The sequence below is a fragment of the Tepidiforma sp. genome, from assembly GCF_026419595.1.
Taxonomy (GTDB): domain Bacteria; phylum Chloroflexota; class Dehalococcoidia; order Tepidiformales; family Tepidiformaceae; genus Tepidiforma.
Genome location: NZ_JANZZD010000005.1, coordinates 1 through 26333 on the forward strand (window position 1 = coordinate 1; position 26333 = coordinate 26333).

28 protein-coding genes, 2 tRNA genes and 1 riboswitch (1 of these 31 running past the window's edge) are annotated in these 26333 nt (G+C 70.6%); of the genes, 16 read left to right on the top strand and 14 right to left on the bottom strand.

Translation table 11 applies throughout. The features are described from left to right. Window positions 1-34: 34 nt before the first annotated feature. The 5 genes from N2041_RS03905 to N2041_RS03925 all read right to left on the bottom strand — a co-directional run bounded on the left by N2041_RS03905 (window position 35) and on the right by N2041_RS03925 (window position 1807). Complete coding sequence (locus N2041_RS03905) at window positions 35-388, bottom strand: hypothetical protein (protein WP_297676018.1); 354 nt, start codon at window positions 386-388, stop codon at window positions 35-37. 1 nt (window position 389) lies between these two features. Further along, window positions 390-680 (bottom strand): hypothetical protein, encoded by a 291-nt coding sequence (locus tag N2041_RS03910; protein ID WP_297676020.1) that lies wholly within the window; start codon window positions 678-680, stop codon window positions 390-392. A gap of 4 nt (window positions 681-684) precedes the next feature. Further along, window positions 685-921, bottom strand: coding sequence for a hypothetical protein (locus N2041_RS03915; RefSeq protein WP_297676022.1), 237 nt, complete (start codon window positions 919-921; stop codon window positions 685-687). 97 nt (window positions 922-1018) lie between these two features. Next, window positions 1019-1288, bottom strand: a complete 270-nt coding sequence (locus tag N2041_RS03920) for a hypothetical protein (protein WP_297676024.1) — start codon at window positions 1286-1288, stop codon at window positions 1019-1021. 288 nt (window positions 1289-1576) lie between these two features. After that, window positions 1577-1807: a helix-turn-helix transcriptional regulator gene (locus tag N2041_RS03925; RefSeq protein ID WP_297676026.1), complete on the bottom strand. Its 231-nt coding sequence runs from the start codon at window positions 1805-1807 to the stop codon at window positions 1577-1579. Window positions 1808-1885: 78 nt separating this feature from the next. Between N2041_RS03925 and N2041_RS14895 the strand changes: the two genes are divergently transcribed. The 4 genes from N2041_RS14895 (at window position 1886) to N2041_RS03940 (ending at window position 4130) form a co-directional block, all read left to right on the top strand. After that, window positions 1886-2344, top strand: a complete 459-nt coding sequence (locus N2041_RS14895) for a helix-turn-helix domain-containing protein (RefSeq protein ID WP_367187682.1) — start codon at window positions 1886-1888, stop codon at window positions 2342-2344. 25 nt (window positions 2345-2369) lie between these two features. After that, on the top strand, window positions 2370-2888 hold the full coding sequence (locus tag N2041_RS03930; RefSeq protein WP_297676028.1) for a hypothetical protein: 519 nt from the start codon (window positions 2370-2372) through the stop codon (window positions 2886-2888). Window positions 2889-2905: 17 nt separating this feature from the next. Beyond that, a complete protein-coding gene (xerC, locus tag N2041_RS03935; RefSeq protein WP_297676030.1) occupies window positions 2906-4042 on the top strand; it encodes a site-specific integrase in 1137 nt (378 codons plus the stop codon). Window positions 4043-4054: 12 nt separating this feature from the next. Beyond that, window positions 4055-4130, top strand: a tRNA-Arg gene (locus tag N2041_RS03940). A 113-nt stretch (window positions 4131-4243) separates the two neighbouring features. Here N2041_RS03940 and N2041_RS03945 read toward each other — a convergent pair. Continuing rightward, window positions 4244-4317: transfer RNA gene (locus tag N2041_RS03945), tRNA-Gly, on the bottom strand. 87 nt (window positions 4318-4404) lie between these two features. Between N2041_RS03945 and N2041_RS03950 the strand changes: the two genes are divergently transcribed. Then, window positions 4405-5496, top strand: a complete 1092-nt coding sequence (locus N2041_RS03950; RefSeq protein ID WP_297676032.1) for a glycosyltransferase — start codon at window positions 4405-4407, stop codon at window positions 5494-5496. 25 nt (window positions 5497-5521) lie between these two features. After that, complete coding sequence (locus N2041_RS03955) at window positions 5522-6829, top strand: polysaccharide biosynthesis C-terminal domain-containing protein (protein WP_297676034.1); 1308 nt, start codon at window positions 5522-5524, stop codon at window positions 6827-6829. Here N2041_RS03955 and N2041_RS03960 read toward each other — a convergent pair. The 3 genes from N2041_RS03960 to N2041_RS03970 form a co-directional block, all read right to left on the bottom strand. Beyond that, on the bottom strand, window positions 6826-8352 hold the full coding sequence (locus N2041_RS03960) for a hypothetical protein (protein ID WP_297676036.1): 1527 nt from the start codon (window positions 8350-8352) through the stop codon (window positions 6826-6828). The two genes, N2041_RS03955 and N2041_RS03960, sit on opposite strands and share 4 nt — an antisense overlap. Next, complete coding sequence (locus N2041_RS03965) at window positions 8327-9550, bottom strand: glycosyltransferase family 2 protein (RefSeq protein ID WP_297676038.1); 1224 nt, start codon at window positions 9548-9550, stop codon at window positions 8327-8329. The genes N2041_RS03960 and N2041_RS03965 overlap by 26 nt, the downstream gene beginning before the upstream one ends. Before the next feature lie 109 nt (window positions 9551-9659). After that, entirely contained in the window at window positions 9660-10817 is a 1158-nt protein-coding gene (locus tag N2041_RS03970) for an acyl-CoA dehydrogenase family protein (protein ID WP_297676040.1), read from the bottom strand. 305 nt (window positions 10818-11122) lie between these two features. Here N2041_RS03970 and N2041_RS03975 point away from each other — a divergent pair, with 305 nt between their 5' ends. Continuing rightward, on the top strand, window positions 11123-11893 hold the full coding sequence (locus tag N2041_RS03975) for an MBL fold metallo-hydrolase (protein WP_297676042.1): 771 nt from the start codon (window positions 11123-11125) through the stop codon (window positions 11891-11893). Further along, window positions 11890-14340, top strand: coding sequence for an AMP-binding protein (locus tag N2041_RS03980; RefSeq protein ID WP_297676044.1), 2451 nt, complete (start codon window positions 11890-11892; stop codon window positions 14338-14340). The genes N2041_RS03975 and N2041_RS03980 overlap by 4 nt, the downstream gene beginning before the upstream one ends. 10 nt (window positions 14341-14350) lie before the next feature. On the opposite strand, the gene N2041_RS03985 is transcribed toward N2041_RS03980, so the two are convergent. From N2041_RS03985 to N2041_RS04005, 5 genes are all read right to left on the bottom strand, one after another. Further along, window positions 14351-14629 (bottom strand): ubiquitin-like small modifier protein 1, encoded by a 279-nt coding sequence (locus tag N2041_RS03985; protein ID WP_297676046.1) that lies wholly within the window; start codon window positions 14627-14629, stop codon window positions 14351-14353. A gap of 56 nt (window positions 14630-14685) precedes the next feature. Further along, window positions 14686-14928, bottom strand: coding sequence for an NIL domain-containing protein (locus N2041_RS03990; protein WP_297676049.1), 243 nt, complete (start codon window positions 14926-14928; stop codon window positions 14686-14688). Then, window positions 14928-16172, bottom strand: a complete 1245-nt coding sequence (gene thrC, locus N2041_RS03995) for a threonine synthase (RefSeq protein WP_297676051.1) — start codon at window positions 16170-16172, stop codon at window positions 14928-14930. The genes N2041_RS03990 and thrC overlap by 1 nt, the downstream gene beginning before the upstream one ends. Window positions 16173-16361: 189 nt before the next feature. Next, window positions 16362-16472, bottom strand: a riboswitch (SAM riboswitch). A 66-nt stretch (window positions 16473-16538) separates the two neighbouring features. Further along, complete coding sequence (locus tag N2041_RS04000; RefSeq protein ID WP_297676053.1) at window positions 16539-17903, bottom strand: hypothetical protein; 1365 nt, start codon at window positions 17901-17903, stop codon at window positions 16539-16541. A 3-nt stretch (window positions 17904-17906) separates the two neighbouring features. Then, entirely contained in the window at window positions 17907-18695 is a 789-nt protein-coding gene (locus tag N2041_RS04005) for an enoyl-CoA hydratase-related protein (RefSeq protein ID WP_297676055.1), read from the bottom strand. A 58-nt stretch (window positions 18696-18753) separates the two neighbouring features. On the opposite strand from N2041_RS04005, the gene N2041_RS04010 reads away from it, so the two are divergent. From N2041_RS04010 to N2041_RS14900, 8 genes are all read left to right on the top strand, one after another. After that, on the top strand, window positions 18754-19260 hold the full coding sequence (locus tag N2041_RS04010; protein WP_297676057.1) for a DUF402 domain-containing protein: 507 nt from the start codon (window positions 18754-18756) through the stop codon (window positions 19258-19260). A 9-nt stretch (window positions 19261-19269) separates the two neighbouring features. Then, window positions 19270-19488: a hypothetical protein gene (locus N2041_RS04015; protein ID WP_297676059.1), complete on the top strand. Its 219-nt coding sequence runs from the start codon at window positions 19270-19272 to the stop codon at window positions 19486-19488. Between the two features lie 68 nt (window positions 19489-19556). After that, window positions 19557-20177, top strand: coding sequence for a dephospho-CoA kinase (gene coaE / locus N2041_RS04020; RefSeq protein WP_297676061.1), 621 nt, complete (start codon window positions 19557-19559; stop codon window positions 20175-20177). A gap of 3 nt (window positions 20178-20180) precedes the next feature. Next, window positions 20181-21068 (top strand): CbbQ/NirQ/NorQ/GpvN family protein, encoded by an 888-nt coding sequence (locus tag N2041_RS04025; protein ID WP_297676063.1) that lies wholly within the window; start codon window positions 20181-20183, stop codon window positions 21066-21068. Between the two features lie 9 nt (window positions 21069-21077). Further along, window positions 21078-21689, top strand: coding sequence for a metallophosphoesterase (locus N2041_RS04030; protein ID WP_297676065.1), 612 nt, complete (start codon window positions 21078-21080; stop codon window positions 21687-21689). A gap of 76 nt (window positions 21690-21765) precedes the next feature. Continuing rightward, entirely contained in the window at window positions 21766-25014 is a 3249-nt protein-coding gene (locus N2041_RS04035) for a VWA domain-containing protein (RefSeq protein WP_297676067.1), read from the top strand. A gap of 2 nt (window positions 25015-25016) precedes the next feature. Further along, complete coding sequence (locus N2041_RS04040) at window positions 25017-25640, top strand: histidine phosphatase family protein (protein WP_297676069.1); 624 nt, start codon at window positions 25017-25019, stop codon at window positions 25638-25640. Between the two features lie 196 nt (window positions 25641-25836). Continuing rightward, window positions 25837-26333: the 5' portion of a hypothetical protein gene (locus N2041_RS14900; protein WP_367187683.1), read on the top strand. Its footprint extends 268 nt past the window's final position; 497 of the gene's 765 nt are visible here — the first part of the coding sequence; it begins with the start codon at window positions 25837-25839; its stop codon lies off the right edge, out of view.

Genomic DNA, 26333 nt, shown 5'->3' on the forward strand with positions numbered 1-26333 from the left:
CCCGCGGCGGATGCGGACGTGGAGGTGCGGTTGACTAGTCATCCTGCCGATCCCCCTTCAGGTGGCGTTCAATGAGCCGCACCACGAACCGCGCGGCTTTTTGGAGCTGGGACTTCCTGGTGATGTGGAGGCGGTAGCAGGCTGCCACATCGCGGTCGATAGTGCTGAGGATCATCAGAAGAAGCGGCCCCGCCAGCACGAGCATCGCCTCCCGCTTGCCGTCGTCAGACTCACAAACAGCCCACTCTGAGGTAACCTGGACCGTCCAGCCGTTCTGTGCGATGGTGCCCACTGCCACGATCAAAACCTGCGCCGGGTAGCCCGCTCTGAGGTCGAGTTTTCCGTTGGCAAGCGTGCCAACGGTCATCTGTGAAACTGGCGTCAACATGCTAGTGGCCCTCCCCTGCCTGCTGCGCTGCGACGACACGCCGCGCGGCCCGGAGGCCGAGCGCCGTCAGCCGTTCGGAGGCTTCCGAGAGGTGGCCGGCGGCGAGGTGGAGCCAGCCGCTCGCCGCCAGCACGGCCCGCATCTCCGACGGGTCCACGTCGGCGATCAGCTCGACGCACCGGGCGATGTCCCGGGCGCGGCGCTCGATCTCAGCGCACAGGGGTTCGATGTCACCGGGCGGGATGGGACCGGTTGTCGGGTCGTCCAGCGGCAGTGAAAGATGCTGGTTCATGGTGTCAGTTCCTCCCCATCCAGGCGGCGGCGCGCAGTTCCAGCCAGCCGCCGCGCCAGAGGGCGTACGGTGTGCAGACCTCAGCCAGCGGCGCGCGGACATCGATGCCCCACTCCATGGCCCGTTCCTCGTCCGGGGACCACCAGCCGAACCGGCGCTCGTAGTCCAGCGCCGTCCGTCGCGCGGCGGAGTAGTCAGCGGTTGAGGCTGGCACCCAGTTGGCCAGCAAGAGACGGCTCATCGGCGCACCTCCCGGAGGAGGTCGCGCAGCGTGGCGGCGCCGATGAGCAGCGCCGAACCCACGAGGATGAACTGGATGGCGAGGGTGGCGAGGGCGCTCACGCTCCTGCCCCCTGCCAGACGTCGTCGATCTCCGCGTGCCGGGCGTTCTCCCAGCGGTCGCGAAGGCGAAGCCGGCGGATGACGCGGCGCGTCTCCAGCAGCCGCCCTTCGGCGAGGAGCAGCTCGGCCACCTCGAGGGCGGCCGCCTCCCACTGGTCGTGCGCGGCCAGCTCCTGCCGGAGGGCGAGGGCCTGGACCCGCGCCTCCTCGAGGAGGCCGGCCTCGGTGATGGGCCGGCCGCGGCGGGCGGTTGTCGTCGTCGTCATACTGTTCCTCCTGCTACTGCTCCCCGGCATGGACCGGGCGGCAGCCGGTGAGCGCGGCGCCTGCGGGGGATGAAGGGAGTTGCTCACCGGCTGCCGCCTGGCGCACCCCGGCGCTGGCGGTCAGCCCGTCCAGCCATGAACGGGCGATGACGACTCTCCGTCCGAGACGGAGCTGAGGGACTACCGGCACACCGTCCTCGCGCCGGCGGAGGAGCTCGTAGAGGAATCCCCGGGACACGCCGAGGCGGGCTGCCGCGTCGGCCACGCTGACGAACTCCGCGTCCGCGCTCACGGCTGCCGCTCCCCGGCCGCAGCCATCAGCTCGTCCTCCGGGATGCCGAGGAGGGTGGAAAGGCGCGCCGCAGTCGGCGGCGTCAGCCGACGGCGGCCGTGAACGATGCTCGAAAGGTAGCTCCTGGAGATGCCGACTTGTTCAGCCGCCCACGTAAGCTTCAAACCACGCTGGTCGAACAGCTCCCGCAGGCAAGGGCTTCCGTTGCAGGTCGGGGAATCGTGCATGCCTGCAACGGTAGCCTTCCACATGCGGGATGTCAACGTTTTCGTCACAGGAACGGTAGAGAGCGTTAGAGTCAGTGCGTGACGTTCGCTGCGTGGCTCCAGGGGGCCTGTTCGGAAGTGGGGATGACCCAGTCGCAGCTTGCGACGTACGTGGGTGTCAGTCCCTCAACGGTGAATCGCTGGTGGCATGGCCTGGTGGTTCCAGATCCGGATTCCTGTGCCCGAATTGCTCAGGTCCTCCACGTCCCGCTCACGGACGTGTTGCGGGCAGCAGGGCACCCCGTCCCCGGGGATTTACCCGCCGACCGGGAACTGGTCCCGTCCTCGCTCCGCGCCCTGTTCCCGCTCCTGTCGGAGCTCACGGACGAGGAGCTTCAGGTGATGCGTCACACAGCGCTCGGATTGCTCGAGCTGCGTGAGGCCCGGGCGCGGCACGCGGCGGAACGGCGAGACGAATCCCCGCCGCCCGCAGCGCGTTCTCGACCCGGCAAGCGTCGGCCGCGTCAGCCAGGACCACAACGACCACCGTCTGCATAGAACACCTGTTCGGGAGGTTGCCGCGATGCTAGCATTCCCCAAACGCCGCCGCGAGATGTTTATGTCGCTGCGTCTGCACCTGTCGCTGGTCCTCGTCGCCGCCGTTGCCGCGGTGGGCAGCGGCTGCGGCGGTGACAAGGACACGAAGCCGGTAGTGACGGTCGCGCCACCCACACCGACGGCGACCGTCTCTGTCGCTCAGTGGATGGACCTGCTGACCGTCCAGGTCGGGAAAATGGTCAAGCCCATCACCGACATTCAGAAGGAGCTCGAAGCTTCGCGGAGGACGGGCATGAAACCGTTGTGGAGCATGGTCTGCTCGAGGGCCGACGAACTTCGAGACGCCGCGGTGCTCCCCGCTCAACCACCTCCCGCGGCGCTCGAGGTCTACGCCTACCGCATGGGTCTTTGGCTGGAGAGAGTCCGGTCGGATGCAGCAGGCATCAAGGACGCCTGCAAGCTCGAGAATGAGGTTCGATTGCAGCAGGCCTTCCAACGGCTCCAAACGACTTTGAAGGAAGAGCCGCCGATGCCGTCTCAGTAGCTGTAGGGAGACCCATCATGCGCGGGAGCATCCAGCGTCGCGGCAACCTCGCCTGGCGCATCTCCATCGAGCTCGACCGCGACCCGATGACCGGGCGCCGGCGGCGCCGCTCCGAGACGTTCCACGGCACGAAGCGGGACGCGGAGGCCAGGCTCGCCCAGCTCATCCACGAGCACGAAACCGGCCTCGCCGTCGACCCGAGCCGCATCACCGTCGCCGAGTGGCTCCGCCAGTGGCTCGCCCAGCGCGCGCCGCAGCTCCGGCCGACGACGCTCGAGCGCTACCGCGCCAGCGTCGAAAGCCGGCTCATCCCGGCGTTCGGACGGCTCCAGCTCCAGCAGCTCCGGCCCGCCCACGTCCAGGCCATCTACGGCCGCTGGCTGGCTGAGGGCCTCGCGCCGGCCACCGTCGCCAGCCACCACCGCATCCTCGGCCGCGCCCTCAACGACGCCGTCCGCCTCCAGCTCGTCGGCCGCGCCGTCACGCAGGCCGTCGACGTGCCGTCGGCCCCGCCACGGCAGCTCGCCGCCGATGCGAACGTCATCGCGCGCGTTCTCGACGCCGTGGCTGCCGAGCCGCAGCCGTGGCGCGCCGCCGGGCTCCTCATCGTTCACACCGGCATGCGCCGCGGCGAACTGTGCGGCCTGCAGTGGTCCGACCTCGACCTCGACCGCGGCACCGCTGCCATCCGGCGCACCCGCACCACCACCTACCGCGGCCAGGTCGTCGAAGGGCCGACGAAGACGCGCGCCGGCGCGCGGCTGATTCCCGTCGCGCCGGCGGCTGTCGAGGCCCTGCGCGACTGGCGCCGGCTGCAGCTCGAGCAGCGGCTCGCCGCGGGCGCCGGGTGGCAGGGCGGCGACTGGGTCATCACGCTGGACGGGCTGCCAGTGCGCCCCGACGTCGTCACCCACTGGTGGACGCGAACCGCCCGGCGCGCCGGCGTCGGTCTGCGGCTGCACGACCTGCGGCACCTCGCGGCGACACTGATGGCGCAGCACGGCGCGCCGCCGCGCGTCATCGCCGAGGTGCTCGGCCACACGCGGGCGTCGTTCACCCTCGACGTCTACGCCGGCGCTCCCGACCTCGAGGCGATGCGGGCCGCCACGGAGACGCTGGCGCGGGCACTGGAGCGGGCGCGGCGGGGCGGGTGAGGAGGGACAAAAGCCCCCGTAGCTCAGCGGACAGAGCAGGCGCGTCCTAAGCGCACGGCCGCAGGTTCGACCCCTGCCGGGGGCTCCACCGCGCGCGCCGGCGGCGCCGGTGTGCACGGCGTCCGTAGCCAAACGGTAGCCAAATGTTGAGGTGATTCAACAATAAAAGCTCGACTTACGTCGAGCCCAGATTCGATTTTTTGGAGCGGGCGGCGGGAATCGAACCCGCACCTCAACCTTGGAAGGGTCGCGCGCTGCCACTACGCCACGCCCGCCCGCTCGAGCCCGCTGCCGGGCTACCGCCATCCTACCAGAGCCCCGGCGTTCGTTCGCTGCCGGCTGTCACTCTACGATTGCGTCCTGTGCGCGTTCTCATCGTGGAGCCGTTTCCCGGGCAGCGCTGGCGCAGCATCACGCGCTACGCGGACGGGCTCGCGCTCAGCCTCCGCTCGGCCGATTTGGAAGCGGTCCGGGCATGCGCGCCGTGGTTTCCGCCATCGCCGCTCCGCCCGGGGACGTGGGCGTGGGCGCGCGAGCGCGCAGTCGCGGAAGCACGCGCCGGGCGCTTCGACATCGTGCACGTGGCCGATGTTCCGCTCGCCCACCACGTCCGCCGGTTCCATCCCGGCGCGCCAGTCGCCGTTACGGTGCACGATGTCCTCGCGACCTCGATGCCGGGGTACTTCCATGGCCTCACCGGGTTCGCGCGAAGGCAATTCCTTCGCCGGCCGCTGGCGGGGCTGCGGGCCGCGGACGTGGTCCTTGCCCCCTCGTCGTTCAACGCGGCGGGCGCTGCCCGCTGGCCGGGCATCGAGGCCTCTCGGGTTGTCGTCGTCCCGAACCCGGTCGACCCGGCCTTTCGTCCGATGGAGCGGCTGGCCGCTGAGGCTCGCCTGGCGGAGGCCGGCGTCCGGCTGCCGGGCGCTCCCCGCGTCCTCTCCGTCGGCCACGACGGGATGTACAAGAACCTCCCGGCGCTGCTCGATGCGATGACCCGGCCCGGGCTCGAACGCGCCTGCCTCGTCCGCGCCGGCGCGCGGCTGCATCCGCGCCAGTTCCCGGCGGTGCGCCGGCTGCAGGCCGAGGGGCGGCTCGTCGAACTCGGCCCCGTCGATGATGCGGTGCTCGCGCCCCTCTACGCCGCCTGCGACGTCCTCGCCCAGCCATCGCTCGCGGAGGGCTTCGGCTACCCGGTGCTCGAAGCGATGCAGATGCGGCTGCCCGCCGTCGCGAGTGACGGGGGCGCGCTCCCGGAAGTCGCCGGCGGCGCCGCGGTCATCGTGCCGCTCGCCGAACCGGATTTTGCCGGCGCATTCGCCAGCGCGCTCGCCGCGGTGCTCGAAGATGGCGGCCTCGCCGACCGGCTGCGCGAGGCAGGGTCAGTCCGCGCGGCCGACTTCTCGGTCGAAGCCGTCGGCCGCCAGCTCGTCGCTGCCTACCGCTCGATGGCGTAACCCGGCGCCGCGCTACCATGCCGGCGTGGGCATCGCCGCTGGCAGCCTCGTCGCGCTCGCGTTCCGCTTCGGGGCGACGTTCCTGTGGGCCGTCATCGGGGTGCTCACCGCCCGCGCGCTCTCCGTCGAAGACCGGGGCGCCTACGCATCGGCGGTCGTCTTCACCTCGGCCGTCGGCGGAGTGACGAGCCTCGGCGCGGCGACGGGCTATTTCGTCGCCAACCGGAAGCGGCTGCCCGCCGAGGTGGCCGGGAATGCGCTGCTCGCGGCTCTCGCGGCGTCCATCCTCGCAGCAGTGGGCGGCGCGGTTGCGTGGCTGCTCCTCCCGGGCGAACCTGGCCGGCTCGGCCTCCTCGCTGGCCTGCTCCTCCCGCCGAACATCATCCGGAACACGCTCAACGGGGTGCTGCTGGGCGAAGGCAAGCTCGTGCCGTTCAACCTCTCGGCGAACGTCCCGGTCATCGTCGGGTTCGTGCTGCTCCTTCTCGTGCTGCTCGGCGCCGGCGAACGGACCGCGCTCGCTGCGCTGGCCGCGTGGACGGCAGCGCAGTACCTCGGGCTCTTGCCGCTCGCCGCGTGGGGCAAGGGCTGGTGGACGTGGCTCCTGCGCCACCGGCCGGATGGCGCGCTGCTGCGCGGGATGCTCCGGTTCACGGCGGTGAGCGGCCTCGCCGGCGCGGTGGGCCTGCTCAACTACCGCATCGACCTGCTGCTCGTCGTCACGCTGGACAGCCGCGAGGGTGCCGGCATCTACGCCTCGGCCATCGCGGGGGCCGAGGCGCTCTGGCTCTTTTCGTCGGCTATCGCGATGGCGTCGTTCGCGCGCGTCGGGGCGGAGTCCCGCGCGGAGGCGGCCCGCATCACGGCCGCCGGCGTCCGCCATACGCTCCTCATCGTGACGGTCGGCGCCGGCCTGCTGGCGGCGGCGGCCCCGTGGGCGATGGTCCTCCTCTTCGGGCCCGATTACCGGCCGGCGGCGCTGCCGCTGCGCATCCTCTGCATCGGCACGCTGCTCTACGCGCCGCAGGCGCTGCTCAACAACTACTTCGCGAACCAGCTCGGGCGGCCGGGCATCGCGCTCGCGCTCGGCCTGCTCTCGCTCGTCATCAGCGTTGCGCTCGGGGTCGCGCTCATTCCGGGGCTCGGGTTCGTCGGCGCGGCGTGGGCGACGACGGCGAGCTACCTCGTTTCCGGCTTCGCGGCGATCGGCCTCTTCCTCTGGCTCGCGCCGGTGCCGGGGCGCGACCTCTGGCGGCTCCGCCGCGCCGACCTCGCGCGCTACCCGGCGCTCGCCCGCGAAGTCACGCGGCTGGTGCGCCGGCAGGGGGCCTAGGCCCGCCGGAGACCTTCGCGAGCGGCCAGGTTGCGGCGGCGCACGCTGCGCGGCTTCGGGCCTGCCCCGGCCCGCACCCCGGGGGCGCCGGGCGTGAGCCGCGGACCCAGCCAAACCGCGAGCAGCGTCAGCGACCACGCCAGGACGACCGACCAGCGAACCGGCTCCGGGATGTTCCAGGCGCGGTTGATGGAGAGCTGCCAGTTCAGGGCGAGAACGGGCAGGAAGGCTGCCGCGCTCCAGGCGGCCGCCCACCAGAGCTGCCGCCGGTCGCCGCCGATGGCCGCAAAGGGGAGGAACCAGATGAGATACCACGGGAGGAAGCCCGGGAAGGCGGCGAAGAGGAACAGGCCCATTACGAGGGCGACTGCGCGCGCCAGGTCGCGGCCCGTCGAGAGCGGATGGCGCGCCGCGACCGCCCCGAGGATGCCGAGGGCCAGGACATACCCGAAGAAGACCATCCGGTTCTGGCCCGTCCCTTCGATGGAGAACAGCCCGGCGATGACGCCCCACGGGTTCGAGGGCGCGACCGCCATGGCCGGGCCGAGGGTGCCGTTCCGCACCGGGCCGAACCCGAACGCGTAGGCGAGCAGCAGCACCAGCCCGAGGCCCGCAGCTGCCCCGGCGACGGCGAGCCGCCAGCGCGGGAACCAGTAGGCTGCCAGCAAGGGCGCAGCGATGAGCAGCGCATATTTGCAGAGCGCGGAGGAGAGCCCCGCGAGGGCGGCACCGGCCCGCGCCCGCCAGGCCGGCAGCGTCGCCAGCCCGAGCGCGACGACCCCGAAGAAGGCCATGAGCGAATCGTTGTGGCCGTCGCCCGGGTACTGCCACAGCATCATCGGATTCAGGCCGATGAAGCCGGCCGTGAACGCGGCCTTGCCGCCGAACCGCCGGGCGATGATGCCGGCCGCCAGCGCCGTGCCCAGCAGGAAGATGCCGGCGATCGCCTTCTGGCCGACGAGGTTCGCGCGGAACGAATCGCCGACGAACGGCAGCGCCGCGCCGCCGATGACGTACGCCAGCGGCCCGTAGCCGCTCGGGTTCGATCGGAAGACGCGCACCTCGTTCGCCACCGGGTCATCCACCTTGTCCGGCGTGCCGCTGAAGTCGGCCGGCCATTTGCCGTGGAGCCAGAAGGTGCGCACGTCGGCCGCGAGGTGCACGGCATCGGGCGAGGTGAGCGGCATCGCGGGGAGCATCGCGAGGCTGCAGAGGACGATGCCGGCCGCCGCCGCCGCGAACGCGTGCCGGAAGCCGAGCCACAGCGCCCGCAGCGCCCCGGCGTACGCCGCGAACATCACGAGGATGAGCAGGAAGGTATCGACGAGGTCCGGGATGCCGCCGCGGAGCACGCGGGAGATGCCCGCCCGCGCGACGATGTCGATGTCGTTCGCGAGGCTGACCCGGGTGGCGATGCCGAAGAACAGCACGCCCGCGAGTACGAGCACCGACCCGCCGAACAGCCACCCGGCCAGCGGGGAGGCGGGCGCCGCGCCGTCAGCGGCCGGCCGCTGGTTCGCCATGGGTCACCTCCGGAGTGGTTCGGCGGGTCGGCGCCCATGCCTGCACCTGTGCCGTCAGCAGGGCCCACAGCCCGATGGGGAACCAGAGCAGGCTGAGCACGCTGTGGCGCAGCGCGAGGTCGAACCCGCGCCGGTTGAAACTCAGCAGCCGCTCGCGCCACGCGATCACGGCCGGCACCGCCCATTCGGCGGCGGCGACGGGGAGCACGGCGGCCCGCGGCAGCCCCGCCGGGACGGGCAACAGCGCGTGCAGGGCGGCGAAGCTCGCGCCGAGCCGGGTCAGCATCCGCGTGGGCGCGATGAGGTAGAGCGCGAGGTCGAGCGCCCGCGCATCTCCGCGCACGGCGCGCAGCGCGAGCCGGGGCCACAGCCGGCGGACCACCAGCAGGTGGCCCCGCACCCAGCGGAGCCGCTGCCGCACGGACGTCCCGAGGTCGCGCGCTTCGCCCACCGCGACGCGCGCCGCGGAGACGTACATGACGGGGATGCCGCGGAGCGCCAGCCGGACGGTCAGTTCGAGGTCCTCGGTCAGCGTCGTGATGCGGGGCAGCTCCTCGCGCAGCAGCGACGGACGGATGAACCAGCCGCAGCCGCTGATCGTGGTCCCGAGGCCGAGCGCCTCGCGGGGCCGCCACCAGAAGAGGTTGCGGGCGCGGCGGCCGAAGCCGTAGCCCTCGGCGATCCATTCGGGGTCGCCGACCGGGACCGTCTCGACCTGCAGGCAGGCCGCGCCGGGGCCTTGCCGTGCGACCGCCGCCAGCATCCCGGGCTCGACCCGCGCATCGGCGTCGAACACGCCGAGGTAGTCGTAGCCCTCACCGAGGGCGTCCAGCGCGGCGCGGATGGCCCAGGCTTTCCCGGGGACGGGCGACGAGGTTTCGATGACCCGGGCGCCGGCCGCCTCGGCGGCAGCTGCGGTGCCGTCGGTGCAGTTGTGGGCCGCGACGAGGACGTCCCGCAGCTCGGCCGGGTACTCCTGCCCGAGGAGGTCGCTCACGATCCGGGCGACGACGGCCTCTTCATCCCGCGCGCAGACGACGAGGGCGAAGCGGGGCCGCCATGCGGCCGGGGGCTGCGGCGGCTCGCGCCGCTTCAGGTAGCCCGCCAGCGTCACCGCCGACTGGTATGCCGAGATGGCGAGGACCGCCGCCTCAGCGGTGCGGACCGCGAGGCTGAGTGCGCGCAGCGGGGTGGCCACGCGGGCCATTATGCCCGCGCCCGGCCTGTAGTCGAACGGGCGCCGCGCGAAAACCGGCGAGCCCCGGGCACCCGGCCCGGGGCTCGCGATGACGGTCGAACGGTGGGGGTCAGCCGCGCGGCAGGCCGAGGCCGCGGGTCGCGATGATGTTCTTCTGCACCTCGGTGGTGCCGCCGGCGATGGTGGCCGAGACGGCCTGCATGTAGCCCATCGAGGCCCGGTTCCGGACGTTGCCGTACATGCCGTAGAGGTGCATCGAGAGGTTGGCGATGCGCTGGCTCAGCTCGCTCGTGAAGAGCTTGCACATGCTGGCCTCGTAGTTCGGGATCTTGCCCGCGGCCTGCATCGAGACCACGCGGTAGCTGAGCATCTTCGCCACCTCGGCCTCGATCCAGCGGTCGGCGAACTCGCGGCGGACGGTGTCGCTGCGGAACTTCGCCTCCTTGCCCTCCTTCGCCTGGCGCATCAGCCCTTCGAGCTGCTTCCGAATGCCGACGGCCGAGCCGATGGACGAGCGCTCGAAGTCGAGCGTCGTCGTCCCGACGTACCAGCCGCGGTTCTCTTCGCCGACGCGGTTCTTCACCGGCACGCGCACGTCTTCGAAGAAGACTTCGTTGAAGGTCTGCGTCCCGGCGAGGGTGGTCAGCGGCCGGACGGTGATGCCGGGCGACTTCATGTCGACGAGGAGGTAGGTGATGCCGCGGTGCTTCGGCGCGTCCGGGTCGGTGCGGACGAGCATGTACATCCAGTCCGCGAACTGGGCGCCGGTGGTCCAGATCTTCTGGCCGTTGATGACGTAGTCGTCGCCGTCGCGGACGGCGCGGGTCTGCAGGCTGGCGAGGTCGGAGCCCGCGCCCGGCTCGGAGTAGCCCTGGCACCAGATCACTTCGCCGCGGAGGATCTTGCCGAGGTGTTCTTCCTTCTGCTCTTCGGTCCCGTGCTCGATGAGGGTGGGGCCGATCATCATCACGCCGAAGCCGCCGACGTTGGCCGGGACGCCGGCCTCGGCGAACTCCTCGTTCATGATGAACTGTTCGACGACGGTCATGTCGGCGCCGCCGTACTTCTTCGGCCAGGCGGGCGCGATCCAGCCCTTGGCGGCCAGCTTGTCGCGCCACTCTTTGATGGCTCCCATGCGGGCGAAGAGGCTGCCTTCGCCGCCTTCGCCGCCGGCGCGGAGCGCGGCCGGGGCCTCCTTTTCGATGAATTCGCGCACTTCCTTGCGCCACGCTGCTTCGCGTTCGTTGTCGCCGAGATTGATGGCCATGCGGGTTCCTTTTTCTGCTGTCGGGTCGTTCGGCTGCTGCCGTGTGCACCGATTGTGGGGGACGGCTTCCCGGCCTGCAAGCGAATTCCGTTCGGGTTTGGTGAGCGCGCGCTCAATCGCCGCCCGCGGAAACTTCGATGGACGGGCGTCTTCCCGAGCGCCGTTCGCTCGTGATAGTCTTCACATTGTCCCACCCGGGTGCGGTGGCCGGCTTTCGGTTCTGTCCCTTCTCCTACTGCTCTGCTTCCATCTGCCCTCCGGCCGGCCACCGCACCGCCCCCTTGCTGTTATCCTGTCCCCGGACCATGAACCGCCCGCCCGAAACGCGCCGCGCCGCCTGGCACGAGCGGTGGCAGGAGCTCCGCCCCGAGCCGCTGCGCCCCTTCGTCGAGGTCGTTCCGGGCCTCTACCAGGTGCGCACGCGGGCGTCCCGCGCGTACCTTGCCGTCGAGGAGCGGATCACCGTCATCGATACCGGCGCGCCGGGCTCGGGCGAACGCATCCTCGAGGCGATCCGCGAACTCGGGCGTTCCCCGGACGACGTCGCCGACATCATCATCACGCACGGCCACCTCGACCACGTCGGCGGGCTGCCGGAGCTCCAGCGGCGGGTGCCGGCGCGGGCCGGCATCCACCTCGCCGAGGCGCACCACATCGACAGCGACGACCCGCTGCCCAACCCTTTCACCCACCCGCTCCTCGCGCGCATCTGCGAACCGTACCTCCAGTGGGTCGACCCCGGCCGGGCGCGGATCGACGTCTACCTGCGCGATGGCGATGAATTCCCGGCGCTCGGCGGGATGCGCATCGTCCACGTGCCGGGGCACACGCCGGGCTCCATCGCGCTCCACTTCGAAGAGCGCGGCGTGCTCATCGTCGGCGATGCGATGCAGTACCGGTTCGGCCGGCTGATGCTGCCGCACCGGCTCTTCACGCAGGACATGGCGCAGGCGGCGGCATCCATCCGCCGGCTCGCCGAGCTGGACTTCGACACCCTCTGCTTCAGTCACTTCCGCCCCATCGTCTGCGATGCCGACTTGCGCGTGCGCGAATTCGCCCGCGCGCTGCCCGCATGAACACGCTCATCGAGCTGCTCGAACGGTCGGCAGAGCGCCACCCGGACCGCCTCGCGCTCACGATGCGGCTCGGTGTCCGCACGACGCGCTACACCTACGCCGAGCTCGCCCGCCGGGCGCACGCGTGGGCGCGGCTTTTCGCGTCGCGGGGCATCGAGAAGGGCGACCGGGTCATCGCATGGGCGCCGAACCAGCCCGAGTGGGTCGCGGCCATGTTCGGCACGTTCATCGCCGGCGGCGTCCTCGTCCCGCTCGACGTCCGCAGCGCGCCGGAGTTCGCCGCCCGGGTGGTCGAGCGGGTTCGCCCGAAGCTCGCGTTCGCCGGCCGCTCGCAGGCGGAGGCGCTTGCAGCCCTCGAGGTCCCCGTCATCGTGCTCGAGGACGCCCGGCCGCCGCTCGACGGCCGCTTCGAAGGGCCGCCGCTCGCCGGGGGCGACCTCGCCGAGATCATCTTCACCTCCGGCACCACCGGCGACCCGAAGGGCGTGATGCTGACCCACCGGAACATCGTGGCGAACGTGGAGGCGGGGCTCGCAGTCATCGATATCGGCCCGGGGACGCGGATGCTGTCGCTGCTGCCGCTCAGCCACATGTTCGAGCAGACGGCGGGCTGCTTCGCGCCGATCGCCGCCGGGGCCGCCGTCTGCTACCCGACGAGCCGGCAGCCGGCTTCGCTCAGCCGCACCATGCAGGAGTGGAAGCCGACGGTCATCATCGGGGTGCCGCAGGTGCTCAGCCTCTTCATGGCTGGCATCGAGCGGGAGGCGGCGGCCCGGCACCGGCTCGGTCTGCTCCGCTTCCTCCGCACCATCGGCCAGCCGCTGCCCGCCCGCGCGCGTCGGCTGCTCTTCCGGCCGGTGCTCTCCCGGTTCGGCGGCGCGCTCGATTTCGTCGCCAGCGGCGGCGCGGCGATCGACCCGGAGGTGCAGCTGAAGTGGGAAGCGATGGGCATCGCCGTGGTCGAAGGCTACGGCACCACCGAGTGCGCACCCATCGTCACCATCAACCCCCGGGAGGACCGCCGCATCGGCAGCGTCGGCCGGCCGCTGCCCGGCCAGCAGGTCCGCATCGCGGAGGACGGCGAAGTCCTCACCCGCGGCGAAAACGTCTTCACCGGCTACTGGGAGGCCCCGGAGGCGACGGCCGCCTCGTTCGAAGACGGCTGGTATCGCACGGGCGACCTCGGCTACCTGCAGGACGGCTACCTCTACCTGAAGGGCCGGAAAAAGGACCTCATCGTCCTCGCCGACGGCCAGAACGTCTACCCGGAGGACCTCGAAGCGGTGCTGCGCCGCCAGCCGGGCGTGACCGACGCCGTCGTGCTCGGCCTGAAGCGGGACGGGCAGGTCGTCCTCCACGCCGTCATCGCAGAGGCGGAGCCCGGGTCAGCCGCCGAGGCGGTCCGTCTCGCGAACCGGCAGCTCGATGCGCGCCAGCAGATCCTCGCGTGGAGCACGTGGCCGGAGCCGGATTTCCCGCGGACGCACACGCTGAAGGTGCGGCGGCCGCTCGTCGAGGCGTGGGTGCGCGAGCAGCAGCCGGCCCCGGCGGTGCAGACCATCGAAACCGGCGACCCGCTGCTCCGCATCATCGCGGCCATCGCCCGGCCCGGCGCGCCGCTCACCGACGAGACGAACCTCGGCGCCGACCTCGGCCTCGATTCGCTGGCGCGGGTCGAGCTGCTCTCGGCCATCGAGGATGATATCGGCGTCTACGTAGACGATGCCGACGTCGGTCCGCAGACTACCATCGGTGAGCTTCGGCGCATGGTAGCCAAAGGCGAACGGAAGGTCCGCATCCGCAAGTTCCCCACGTGGCCGCGCTGGCGCACGGTCCAGTGGCTCCGCCACGCGCTGCTCTCGTGGTTCGTCTTCCCGCTGCTGCGGCTCGGCTACAGCGTCGAAGTGCGCGGGCGGGAGCGGTTCGCGACGGTGCAGCAGCCCTGCCTCATCATCTCGAACCACAACATGCACCTGGACCAGGCGATGCTGCTGCGGAGCATGCCGCCCGGCTTCCGGCGGCGCGTGGCGATCGCCGCCGCGGCCAGCGACATCTTCGGAAACCGGCTGCGGGGGTTCTTCGCCAGCCTGCTCGGCAACGCCTTCCCCTTCGCGAAGGAAGGCTCCGGCGTGCGCGAAAGCCTCGAATACGTGGCGAAGATGCTCGGCGAGGGCTGGAACGTCCTCATCTTCCCCGAGGGGAAGCTGACCGTCATCGGCCCGATGCAGCCGTTCAAATCCGGCACCGGCCTGCTCGCGGTCGAAACCGGCGTCCCGGTCCTCCCGATGCGGATCGACGTCCTCCGCCCGGGCTTCTACGAAGGGAAGTGGCTGCCGCACCCGCGGGCGCGCGTCCGCGTCAGCATCGGCGAGCCGATCCGGTTCGAACCCGGCACGTCGTACCAGGAGGCGACGGCCCGGCTCGAAGAGGCCGTGCGGAACGCCTAAAGGCCCGCCGCTACGCGCCGCCGGCCACGGCCGGCACGATGCTCACCTCGTCGCCGTCCTTGAGCGCCGTCTGCATGCCGTCGAGGAAGCGGACGTCGTCGCCATTGACATAAATATTCACGAACCGGCGAATCTGGCCGGCTTCGTCGACCATCCGCTCCTTGATGCCAGGGTAGGCGGATTCGAGGTTGGCGACGAGCGCCTCGAGCGTTGGGCCCTCGGCGGTTACCGTCGACTGGTTGCCCGTGAGGGGGCGGAGCGGCTGCGGGATGCGGACATTGACAGGCACGTGGGCAGTTCCTTCCTCTGCGAAGTTCGTCGTGACGCGGTGCTGAAGGCGCGGGCTCAGCCTTCGACGATGTCGCCCGTGACCGGGTCGACGCGGACGCCGCGCTCCTGCGCCCAGGCGAGGCTCCGCTCGATCTCGTCCGGGTCGCCCTCCAGTTCGAGGACGACCCAGCCGGTCTTCTCGTCGACGTCGGCCATGCGGACGTTGGTGATGACCTGGAACTCGTGGCCGAGGCGGTAGATGATCGGCTCGCGGATCAGGTTCTCGGGAAATGTGAAGCGGACGCGTTTGACGGCCATCACGCGACTCCCTGCGCTACGCGGGCATTGTACGCCGCCTCGAAGCTCTCCATCGTGGCCTCGATTTCGAGCGGCGGGTTGAGCGCCTCGGCGACGGCTTCGACCGTCTTGAACCCGGCCCCGGTGATGAAGGCGACGGTCAGCTCATCCGGGTGGATGCGGCCCTGCGCGGCGAGCTGCTTGAGCGAGGCGACGGTGACGCCGCCGGCCGTCTCCGCGAAGATCCCCTCCGTCTCCGCCAGCAGCTTCATGCCGGCGACGATTTCGTCGTCGGTGACGCTGCCGCAGGCGCCTCCGGTCTCCTGCAGCTGGACGAGGCTGTAGTAGCCGTCGGCGGGGTTGCCGATGGCGAGCGACTTCGCGATGGTGTTCGGCCGCTGGGGCCGGAAGTTCATCGAGCCCTCCTGCCAGGCCGTCGCCACGGGCGAGCAGCCGGCGGCCTGCGCGCCGCTCATCCGGGTCTTGGGCTCATCGATGAGGCCCGTCTTCCAGAGCTCCTGCAGCCCCTTCCGGATCTTCACGAAGAGCGAGCCGGAGGCGATCGGCACGACGCAATGGTCGGGCGCGCGCCAGCCGAGCTGCTCCGCGACTTCGAAGCCGAGCGTCTTCGAGCCTTCGGAGTAGTAGGGCCGCACGTTCACGTTCACGAACGCCCAGTTGTAGGCGCCGGCGAGCTCCGCGCAGAGCCGGTTCACGGCGTCGTAGTTGCCCCGCACCTTCACGAGTGTCGGGCCGTAGATGCTCGAGCCGAGCACCTTCCCGAGTTCGAGGTCGTGCGGGATGAAGACGACGGCCTCCATGCCGGCGGCGGCGGCGTGGGCGCTGACGCTGTTGGCGAGGTTGCCCGTGCTGGCGCAGGCGAGCTTGTCGTAGCCCAGCTCCCGCGCGCGGCTGCTCGCCACGGCGACCACGCGGTCCTTGAACGACCACGTCGGGTTCACGGTGTCGTTCTTGATGTAGAGGTTGTTCAGGCCCAGCGCTTTGCCGAGGTTCTTCGCCCGGATGAGGGGGGTGAACCCGGCGCCGATATCGATCGCCGATTCGGCATCGCAGGGCAGGTAGTCGCGGTAGCGCCAGAGCGAGGCCGGCCCGCGCTCGATGCGCTCACGGCTGACGGCCTTCCGGATGGCGTCGTAGTCGTAGGTGACTTCGACGGGCCCGAAGCAGAAGTCGCAGACGTGGCGCGCTTCGAGCGGGTATTCGCGGTGGCATTCGCGGCAGCGGAGATTCTTGGCAAAGCTCATGCTCTTCCTCCCTTCGGAGCGTGGGCCCGCGCGGGCGCAGGGCGTCGGCTGACGCGCGGGCGGACGGGCGGCGAAGACGGTGCGGGAGGCCCCTTCGGGTGAGGGGCTAGAGCATGACCATTCGGCCCAGGAACTCAACCATCTCGGCAACTCCTCGTTCCGCGTGGGCCGTGTTTCGGAGCGAAGTCGCTCTCATCTTTCCCCCGGGATGCTCCCGGGAGGCCGGATTTGGCACCTTACCCGCCGGGCAGGTTGCCGGGGTTTCACCGGGCCGGTCCCTCAACCCCATCTCGATACGAGCGGCCACGTTCGCGGGATTTCCTCACATGCTAGCACGGGCCGACGCTAACGCGGCAAGATCGCGCGTCAATCGGCCGGCTCGAGGCCGAAGGCCCGGATGACGGCGACGAGGCTCGCGCCGTCCAGCGCCTGCGCCAGCAGGCCGTCGAGGTAGCGGAGGTCGAACGGGTCGCCCGCCGCCGCGCCCGTCTCGGCCGCCAGCGCCGCCATGTAGGCCGCCGCGAGCGGCTCGAGCGGCGACTGGAGCGCCGTGACCGTCGGGTAGGCCGTTGTCACCAGCTCGGCGAAGGAGCGGTAGGGCGCGTTCGTCCCGGGGAGCGCCGCCTCCACGCCGGGCGACCGCAGCACGCCGATCGACTCCGGCAGCACTGCCCCGCTGTTGACCATCGCGAGGGCGTCGATGCGCAGCTCCCGCGCCAGCCGCGTCCGCTCTTCGGCGAGCGTCGGGTTCGCGGCGACGAGCCGGAGGAAGAGGAGCGTATCGAAGGCGGTGGCGGCCACCTCCTCGACCCGGCTGTCGAACTGGTCGCAATGGACCGCCTCGTGGGCGAGGAGCGGGATGAGCAGCTCGAACCGCTCGCCGCGCAGGGAAGGGTGAATGGAGACCACCCGCGCGCCCGTGCCGGTGGAGGTGACCCGCGCGAGCAGCCGCTCCATCCCCGGCGGCTCGCGGAAGTCGATGCTCGCTGCCGGCTGGCCGGTGCAGTTCGCCGGGGTGAGCAGGTCGGCCAGCGCGGGCTCGGCGAACGTCCCCGTCAGCGCCGCGAGCGCGGCGCGGAGCTTCGGCGACGGGACGGTCGCCGCCGGGATGGCGTCGTAGACGGCGAGGGCATCGGCGCTCGTCGCGGCATCCGATCCGCGCACGGCGAGGTGCCGGCGGAGCGCTTCCCGCATCGCCGCCGGGTCATCTGTCGCCGGGTCCGGCTCGCGCTCCTCCGGGGGGTCGAAGAAGGCCGGGTCGGCCGGCGTGAGGGCGCTGGAGGCGAGGAGCGCGGCGAGCGGGCTGAGGTCGGCAGCTACCGGCACCTCGAAGCTGCCGCTCGCCCGCGGGTCGAACGCCCGGCGCGAGACGGTCAGCACGCTCCCTTCGGTCACGAGCGCATCGACCGTCAGCACGACTTCCCGCCGGTTCGCGGTGCTCCGCTCGGCGGCGGCGACGAGCTGGCGGCGGGAGCCGCCTTCGGCGAGGGCGATGCGCAGTTCGAAGTGCGAAGCGAGCGGGATGCGCGAATCGGCGAACTCGGCGGGGCGGTCGAAGGTCACCGTCACCCGGCTCCGGAGCGTGGCGAGGCCGTTCTCGCGGATGCGCTCGGCGCGGGCTTCGGCGCCCGCGGGCGCGGCAGGCGGCCGGGGTTCGCCGGAGCACGCCGGCAGCAGGACGAGCAGGAGCCAGCCGCCCAGCACTGCCGTCAGCCGGCCGGCCGGCGTCATGGGCTACCTCCCCGTGTAGTTGGGCTTCCGCTTCTCGGCGAAGGCGCGCGGGCCTTCCTTCGCGTCCTCGCTGGCGAACAGCCGGCCGAGCAGGAGGTCTTCGAAGGCGAGCCCGTGTTCGAGCGGCATGTCGAGGCCGCGCCGGATCGCTTCTTTCGCCGCGCGCACGGCGAGCGGCCCGCGCTCGCAGATGACGCCCGCGATCTGGAGCGCGCGGTCCATCAGCTCCTCGCGCGGCACGACGTGCGAGACGAGCCCGATGCGCATCGCCGTCTCGGCGTCGATCTGCTCGCCGGTGAGGATGAGGTAGTTCGCCCACGCCTGCGGGATGGCGCGGGGGAGCCGCTGCGTGCCGCCGGCGCCGGGCATGATCGCCCAGCGCACTTCGGGGAGGCCGAACCGGGCTTCCGGCGTGCAGATGCGGATGTCGCAGGCGAGCGCCAGCTCGAGCCCGCCGGCGAGGCAGTAGCCGTTGATGGCGGCGATGATCGGCTTATCGATCGTCATCCGCTTGGTGAAGCCGCCGAACGGCACCGGCTTGCCGCCTTCGAACTGGTTCTCGCCGCGGGCGGTCGCGACGAGGTCCATCCCCGTCGAGAACGCCTTCTCGCCGACGCCCGTCAGGATGGCGACGCGGAGCGCATCATCGTCGCGGAAGTCGCACCACGCGCGGTACATCTCGCTCGAGGTCTTCGCATCGATGGCGTTGAGCGCCTGCTCGCGGTCGATGGTGATGACGGCGATGGCATCGCGCTTCTCGTAGCGGATGTTGCTGTAGCCGGGTTCACTCATGGGCTCGGGCTCCAACGGGGTTTCGGCGGCAGAATAGCGCGCGGGGGCAGCCGCTGCGATGGACGTCTACCTCGAACGGAAAGTGAAGCCGGACGGGACGGTCCGGGAGTACCCGACGGAACTCCTCCACCTCGGCCGGGGGTTCGCGCTCGTCCGCTTCCGCATGCAGCTGGGCGGCGGCCCGCCCGATATCCCCGTCGCGGTGCCGCCAGGCTCCGTGTCGCTCGGCTACTTCTGGGCGCGCCGCCCGTACAACCTCTACCGCTGGCGCGGCCCGGACGGCGGCCTCCTCGCGCACCGCTTCGATGCCGTTGCCGATGTGGCGATCGGCCCGGGCGGGGTGAGCTACCGCGACCTCGCGCTCGACTGGTGGGTGCTCCCGGGCGACGTCCTCCTCGAGGAGGACCGCGACGAGTTCGAAGCGCTCGCGGCAGCCGGGGCGCTTACGCCGCGCGACCGCGCCGCCGCGCTCGCCGCCGACCGGGAGGTGCACGCCCGCTACCGCCACATCCTCGATGAGGCGGCGCAGCTCGAGGCGCGCTACGCGGCGCCCGGCCCGGCGTAGAATGCCGGCATGCTCCGCGCGCTCCGGCCGTACCTGAACGCCTTCCAGTTCGGCTTCATCGTCACCTTCATCCTCTACCTCTTCATCCGCTTCAATACGGCCGATGTCATCCTCGGCGCCGTCATCGCGGCGGTCGGCGGCGCGCTCGTCCTCGCCGGCTACGTCTACCTCGAGCGGCGGTTCGGCGGCGAACCGGGCGCCGCGGAAGGCAGCGGCTCCCGCCGGTGACGCCGGTTTGTGACCCTCCACCCGCGGGCGTACACTGTAAGTTCAGACCACCACAGCCGGAGTCCTTCGTGCACGTAATCGGGCTGACGGGCGGCATCGCCAGCGGCAAGTCGACCGTGACCACCTTCTTCCGCGACCGCGGCATCCCCGTCATCGACGCCGACGTGCTCGGCCACCGCACCTACGACCCCGGCACCGACACCTACCGCAAGGTCATCGAGACGTTCGGCCAGGACGTCGTCGCGCCAGACGGGACGATCGACCGGAAGGTGCTCGGCGGCAAAGTCTTCGGCAAGCCCGAGGAGCTGAAGAAGCTGACCGATATCGTCTGGCCCGGCATCCGCCGGCTCGCCAGCGAGCAGCTGGCCGAGTTCGAAGCGGCCGGCAACGAGCTCGTCGTGCTCGAAGCGGCGGTCCTCTTCGAAGCCGGCTGGGAAGACCTCGTGGACGAGATTTGGGTCGTCGTCGTCGACCCGGAGATCGCCGTGCAGCGGCTGGCGGCCCGGAACGGGCTCGACCCGGAGGCGGCGCGCGCCCGCATCGCCTCGCAGCTCACGAACGAAGAGCGCATCCGCCGCGGGCACGTCATCATCGAGAACAATGGCACGCTGGAAGAGCTGAACGCGCGCATCCAGCAGGCCTGGGAAGCACTTCAAGAGCGGCTGCGCAGCGCAGCCGGGAGGAACTAGCCAGTGGCCGAGAACGGGTCCGTCCAGGGCGCAACGATTTACGCCGTCGAGGAATACAGCGTCCACGAAGAGCCGTACTACCTCCCCATCGGGGACGAGGTGCAGCTCTTCGAAACCGCCTACCGCCAGCGCATCCCCGTCCTGCTCAAGGGCCCGACTGGCGCCGGCAAGACGCGCTTCGTCGAATACATGGCCTACCGCCTCGGCCGGCCGATGATGAAGGTCTCCTCCCGCACGGGCGAAGAGGTCGAGCACCGGATGCCGCTCATCACCGTCGCCTGCCACGAAGACCTGACCGCCAGCGACCTCGTCGGCCGCTACCTGCTCGATACCGACGGCACCCGCTGGGTCGATGGCCCGCTCACCCGCGCAGTGAAAGTCGGCGCCATCTGCTACCTCGACGAAGTGGTCGAAGCGCGCAAGGATACGACCGTCCTCATCCACCCGCTGACGGACTACCGCCGGCTGCTGCCGATCGAGAAGCTCGGCCAGGTCATCGAGGCAGCCGACGGCTTCCTGCTCGTCATCAGCTACAACCCGGGCTACCAGAGCGCGCTCAAGGACCTGAAGCATTCGACCCGGCAGCGCTTCATCGCCATCGAATTCAATTACCCGCCGCGCGACGCGGAGGCGCAGATCATCGCCCACGAATCCGGCTGCGACGACCGCACCGCCATGGACCTCGCCCGCCTCGGCGAGAAGGTGCGGAACCTGAAGGAGCACGGCCTCGGCGAGGGCGTCAGCACCCGCCTCCTCGTCTACGCCGGCCGGCTCATCGCGCAGGGCATCCCCGCCCGCCGCGCCTGCCAGGTCGCCATCACCTGGGCCCTCACCGACGACTCCGAAGTGCAGCGCTCCATCGAAGAGGTGGTGACGAGCATCTTCGAATAGGGAGCGCGGGTGCGCCTCGGCATCGTCTCCGATATCCACTGCAACATCCAGGGCCTCGAACGCGCGCTCGACCTCATGGCCCCGTTCGACCAGCTCTGGTGCGCCGGCGACAGCGTCTTCCAGTTCCGCTGGTCGAACGACGTGGTCCGCCGGCTGCGCGAGCTGGATGCCGTCGTCGTCCTCGGCAACCACGAGGAGACGATCCTCGGCCCGGACGGCCAGCGCGCGCTTTCGAACCCGAAGGTCGACCAGGAGCTCGTCGCGTGGCTCCGCCAGCAGCCGTACCGCGTGGAGCGGGTCGTCGACGGCAAGAAGGTGGTCATGACGCACGGCTCTCCGTGGGAGCCCTGGAAGGAGTACCACTACCCCCACGAGCCGATCTGGGGCCGCGCGGCGGAACTGGAGTGCGACGCGCTGATCGTCGGCCACACCCACTACAAGATGGCGCTCCGCGTCGGCCGGGTGCTCGTCATCAACCCCGGGTCGGCCGGCGACCCGCGGGACCACCGGAACGACTTCCAGCTCTCCTGCGCGACCTGGGACACGACAACCGGGGAAGTGGTCTTCTACGATTATCCCGACCCGACCCGTCACTTCGTCCGACATTCGGGGGAGCAGTGAGCCGGGCCCCGCATCCGCCGACCGCCATCCGCGCCCTCGCGGCGCCACGCCACGGCAAGGAGGTCGCCGCCGCGCCATGCCTGTGTCCATCGTGACCGAACTCCTCGCGCGCCACCAGGAGCGTCTCTCCGGCTTCCCGGCACCGCTCGGCCAGCAGTTCGAAGCGGGGCTCCGCGCCCTCGCGAACCGGCTCACCCCGTCGCAGCTGCAGGCGTGGGCCGAGACGGGTGTCGAGCTCACCGCGCTCAGCCTCCGCTCGTGGGAGGCCGCGGTCGAATACTTCCGCGCCGGGGCGAACTACCCGCCGCAGGCGACCTGGGACGCCATCGAGACGATCGGCCGCGATGCGCTCCAGATGGCGGCGGAATCCGCGCCGCTCGCCGTCTCCTTCCTCCGGGCCGCGCCCGGCGCGATGGAGGCGATCGGCCCGGCCAACATCCACGCCTGGGCCGAACTCGGCCGCCGGCTCTACAAGGGCAACTGGAAGAGTTCTTCCCTCGCGGCCCAGTTCTACGAAGTCGCCCCCGAACTGTTCCGCGTGCTCCGCATCGGGCAGGCATCCCGGCTGATCATCTTCATCGACGAGCTCGCCCGGCACAGCTACGAACTGGCGAGCGCCTGCCTCGCCTCGGCGCCGTCCGTCCTCGCCCGCCTCGAAGAGGAGGACCGGCTGCCCTTCATCACCTTCGCGACCGAGCTCGCGCAGACCTCCTGGGCCGATTCGCGGCTCTACTTCGACCGCGGCGTGCCGCTCATCGAAAAAGTGCACTCGTCGCTTCGCGAGCGGTTCCTCCTCCTCGCCGCGCAGGCCGCCCGCGGCCACCACCAGCGCTCCGCCTACCAGTACTTCGAGGACGCCGCCAACGCGCTCGGCGAGGTCGACCCGAATGACCACCAGCAGGTCATCATGCTCGCCGAGCAGCTGGCGCCGTATTCGCCGTTCGCGGCGATGGACTTCCTCACGGCGATGCCGACGGTGCTCCAGCGCATCCGCATCGACGAGCTGGAGGCGTGGCAGCAGGCCGGCCTCCGCATCCTGCAGACCTCGGCCGAGGGCGGCGAAGCCTACTTCCGCCTCCAGTCCACCCGCGCCGAGGATATCCTCGAGAACCTCTCCTCGCGGGTCGAACTTTCCCGCGTCGGCGAAGTCCTTCGCCTCTATTGCAAGGCGCTCACGGGGCGCAACGTCAGCATCCAGACCGCCGAATCGCTTGCCGAGAAGGGCATCGGCTGGGTCGACGAGCACCGCGCCAGCACGGACGGGACCACCATCTTCCTCCCGGAACTGATGGAGCGCTTCCCGAACAAGGAGGACAACTTCGCGGCGATGAAGGTGTTCGCCACCCACCAGGCGGCCCACATCGAATTCGGCAGCTTCCAGTTCGAATTCGACCGGCCCGGCGCCGTCTTCCCGACCCGGCGGCACGCGTTCGCCCGCGACCGCGAACGCCCCGCCACGACGGACATGGAGGCGTTCTTCGACCTCTTCCCCGACCGGCAGCTCGCCAGCGACCTCTTCACCATCGCCGAAGACGCGCGCATCGACGCCCGCGTGAAGGACGAATACGGCGGCATCCGCCGCCACCTCGTGAGGATGCAGGCGGAGGAGCTGGAGCGCAGACCGCCCGTCGAGATGATGCCGCTGCGCAACGCGTTCGTCGAAAACCTCGTGCGCGCGAGTCTCGACGGGCTCCACCTCGTCCGCTGGCCGCGGGACCGCGCGGAGGCGATGAGCCGCGCGCTCGGCATCCTCGCCGCCCTGCAGACGCCCGGCGCGACGGTCGAAGACGCCGCCGAGGCCGCCCTCGCGCTCTACGAAATCGCCGTCTCCATCCCCAACATCCACGAAGACGTCGACCCGGGCTCGTGGGACAGCGTGGAGCCGATGGAAGCCGGCCAGGCGATGCCGATGGAGGCGGCCGGCGAAGGCGGCGCCCAGGGCTCGCAGGCCCAGCTCGGCGGCGCCGGCGAAGGCGAGGAAGAGTACGAAAGCCCGCAGGAGATCGACTTCCGCGGCGATTTCAAGCCCGAGCTCGTCGACCTCTTGATGAAGCTGCGCGAGAACGCGCAGGGCGGCCAGGCCGGCCAGCAGCAGACGATGCCGCTCACGCCCGAGCAGCTCGCCGAGCTCCTCGCCAAGAGCGTCGAAATCGACCTCGACGCCATGGACGAGGGCGACCTCGACGCTTCGACCGGCATGTTCCTCTCGAACCTCATGAAGGAAGCCGGCACCCCCGCTTCCGAGAAGGGCGACCAGGGCGGCCAGCCGACCAGCGACAACTCGACCGGCGAGGGCGAAGGCGAAGAGCCGCTCAAGCCCATCGTCACCGTCTACTACTACGACGAGTGGGACTTCCGCGCGCAGGACTACAAGCCCCGCTGGTGCGCCGTGAAGGAGGCGAAGCTCGAGGAAGGCGAGGACGGCTTCTACGAGAAGGCGCTCAAGGAGCACGCCGGCCTCGTCGCCCAGACCCGCAAGCAGTTCGAGCTGATGAAGCCGGAGATGTTCCGGAAGATCAAGCGGCTGCCCGATGGCGAGGACTTCGACCTCGACTCAGCCATCGAATGGATGGTCGAAAAGCGGGCCGGGGCGAACCCGACGGAGAAGATCTACTGGCGCAGGAACAAGATCGAGCGCGACGTCGCCGTCGCCTTCCTCATCGACATGTCCGCGAGCACCGACGAGGAGATCAACAAGCGGGACAAGAAGTACGACGACGACGATTACGACGACGACCCGCGGAAATACCTCAGCTGGTGGGTTTCGAAGCGCCGGCAGGAGCTCACCTCGCCGCCGAAGCGCATCATCGACCTCGAGAAAGAGTCCACGGTCCTCCTCATGACCGCGCTCGAGACCATCGGCGACCAGTACGGCATCTACGGCTTCTCCGGCTACGGCCGCGACAACGTCGAGTTCTTCGTCATCAAGGACTTCGACGAGACGCTCGACCAGAAGATCAAGAACCGGCTCGACAAGATCACGCCGATCCGGTCGACGCGCATGGGCCCGGCCATCCGCCACGCGACCTTCAAGCTCATGCAGACCGACGCGAAGGTGAAAATCCTCTTCCTCCTCAGCGACGGCCGGCCGCAGGACCACGGATACGGCCGCGACCGCACCGAGAAGGAGTACGCCATCCACGACACCAAGCAGGCGCTCAACGAAGCGAAGCGCGAGGGCATTACGCCCTTCGCCCTGACGGTCGACCGCGCCGGGCACGACTACCTGAAGACGATGTGCGAAGACATGGGCTACGAGGTCGTCGCCGACATCGAATCGCTCCCGAGCCGCCTGCCGACGCTCTACCGGCGCCTCACGGAGTAGCGGTGCGGCTCATCCTCATCCGCCACGGCGAATCCGAAGGGAACGCTGCCGGCGTCTTCCAGGGGCGCATCGAGTACGGCCTCACCGCGCGCGGCCGGCTCCAGGCCGAACGGGCCGCCGAGCGCCTGGCGGGCGTCGCGATCGACCGCCTCGTCTCGAGTCCGCAGCGCCGCGCCCTCGAGACGGCTGCCGTCCTCGCCGCCCAGGCCGGCCTCGCGCCGGAGACCGTGGACGAACTCGCCGAGTACGACATCGGCGCGCCGAGCGGGCTGACCCCGGCCGAGATCCGCGCCCGCTTCCCGGGCGTGCTCGAAGCGCAGCGCCGCGGCGAGCCGGTCCGCTTCCCCGGCGAAGAAGGCCGGGAAGCCTTCGCGGCCCGCGTGCGCTCCCTGCTCGAACGGCTGACGCGGCTCGATGGGACGACCGTCGCCGTCACCCACGGCGGCGTCGTCGCGGCGGTCTGCCACCTCGTGCTCGGCGCCGACCTGCACCGCCGCGGCACCTTCCGTGTCGGCAACTGCTCCTTCACCGAGGTGGTGCGCGACGGGCGCGGCCGGCTCGTCATCGCACGCCACAACGACACCTGCCACCTCGACGGCCTCGCCACCTTCGCGGACCGCGGCTGAGGCTGCCGGGCGGAGTTTTGTGGCCTGAGGGGGCCATAAAGCGGGCCGTGTGGCCCATCCCCCCGTTGACACGCTCTAGTAATTTCTTGATGCGCGAACGTTGCAGGAGCAAAGGTTGCTTCGCGCACCTCGCGGCAGCCGCCGCGCGGCGGCACGGCACGGGGCTCCCGGGCCACCAGCTCATCTGGAGGTTTCCATGAAGCGACGAACTCTCGACATCATCCTCTCGACAGGCGGTCTCGGCATCGCGGTCCTGCTGGTCATCCTCGGAGCGGTGCTCTCGAACCAGGCCAGCTGGGGCCGCGACTACGTAAAGTCCCAGCTCGGGGACCAGCGGATCACCTTTGCGACCGAGGACCGCCTCACCGACGACGAGAAGACCTGGAAGCCGGGTTCGTCCTGCCTGGTCGAGTATGCCGGCCAGGATCTGGTCACCGGCAAGCAAGCCGAGTGCTATGCCAACTATTACATTGCGATGCACATGCGCCGTTCGGCCGCGAACGCCGCCGTCGATGGTCAGAAGATGGGGTGGGACAACGAGACTTACGCCACGATGGGGCCGATCGTGACGGACATCCGGAACCGGCTGAACGAAGCGCGCCAGGCCGGCAATGCCGCAGAAGCTGAGACCCTGCAGAAGCAGCTCGACGCGGCTACCTCTTTGAGGAGCACCTTCCAAACTGGCGAGACGCT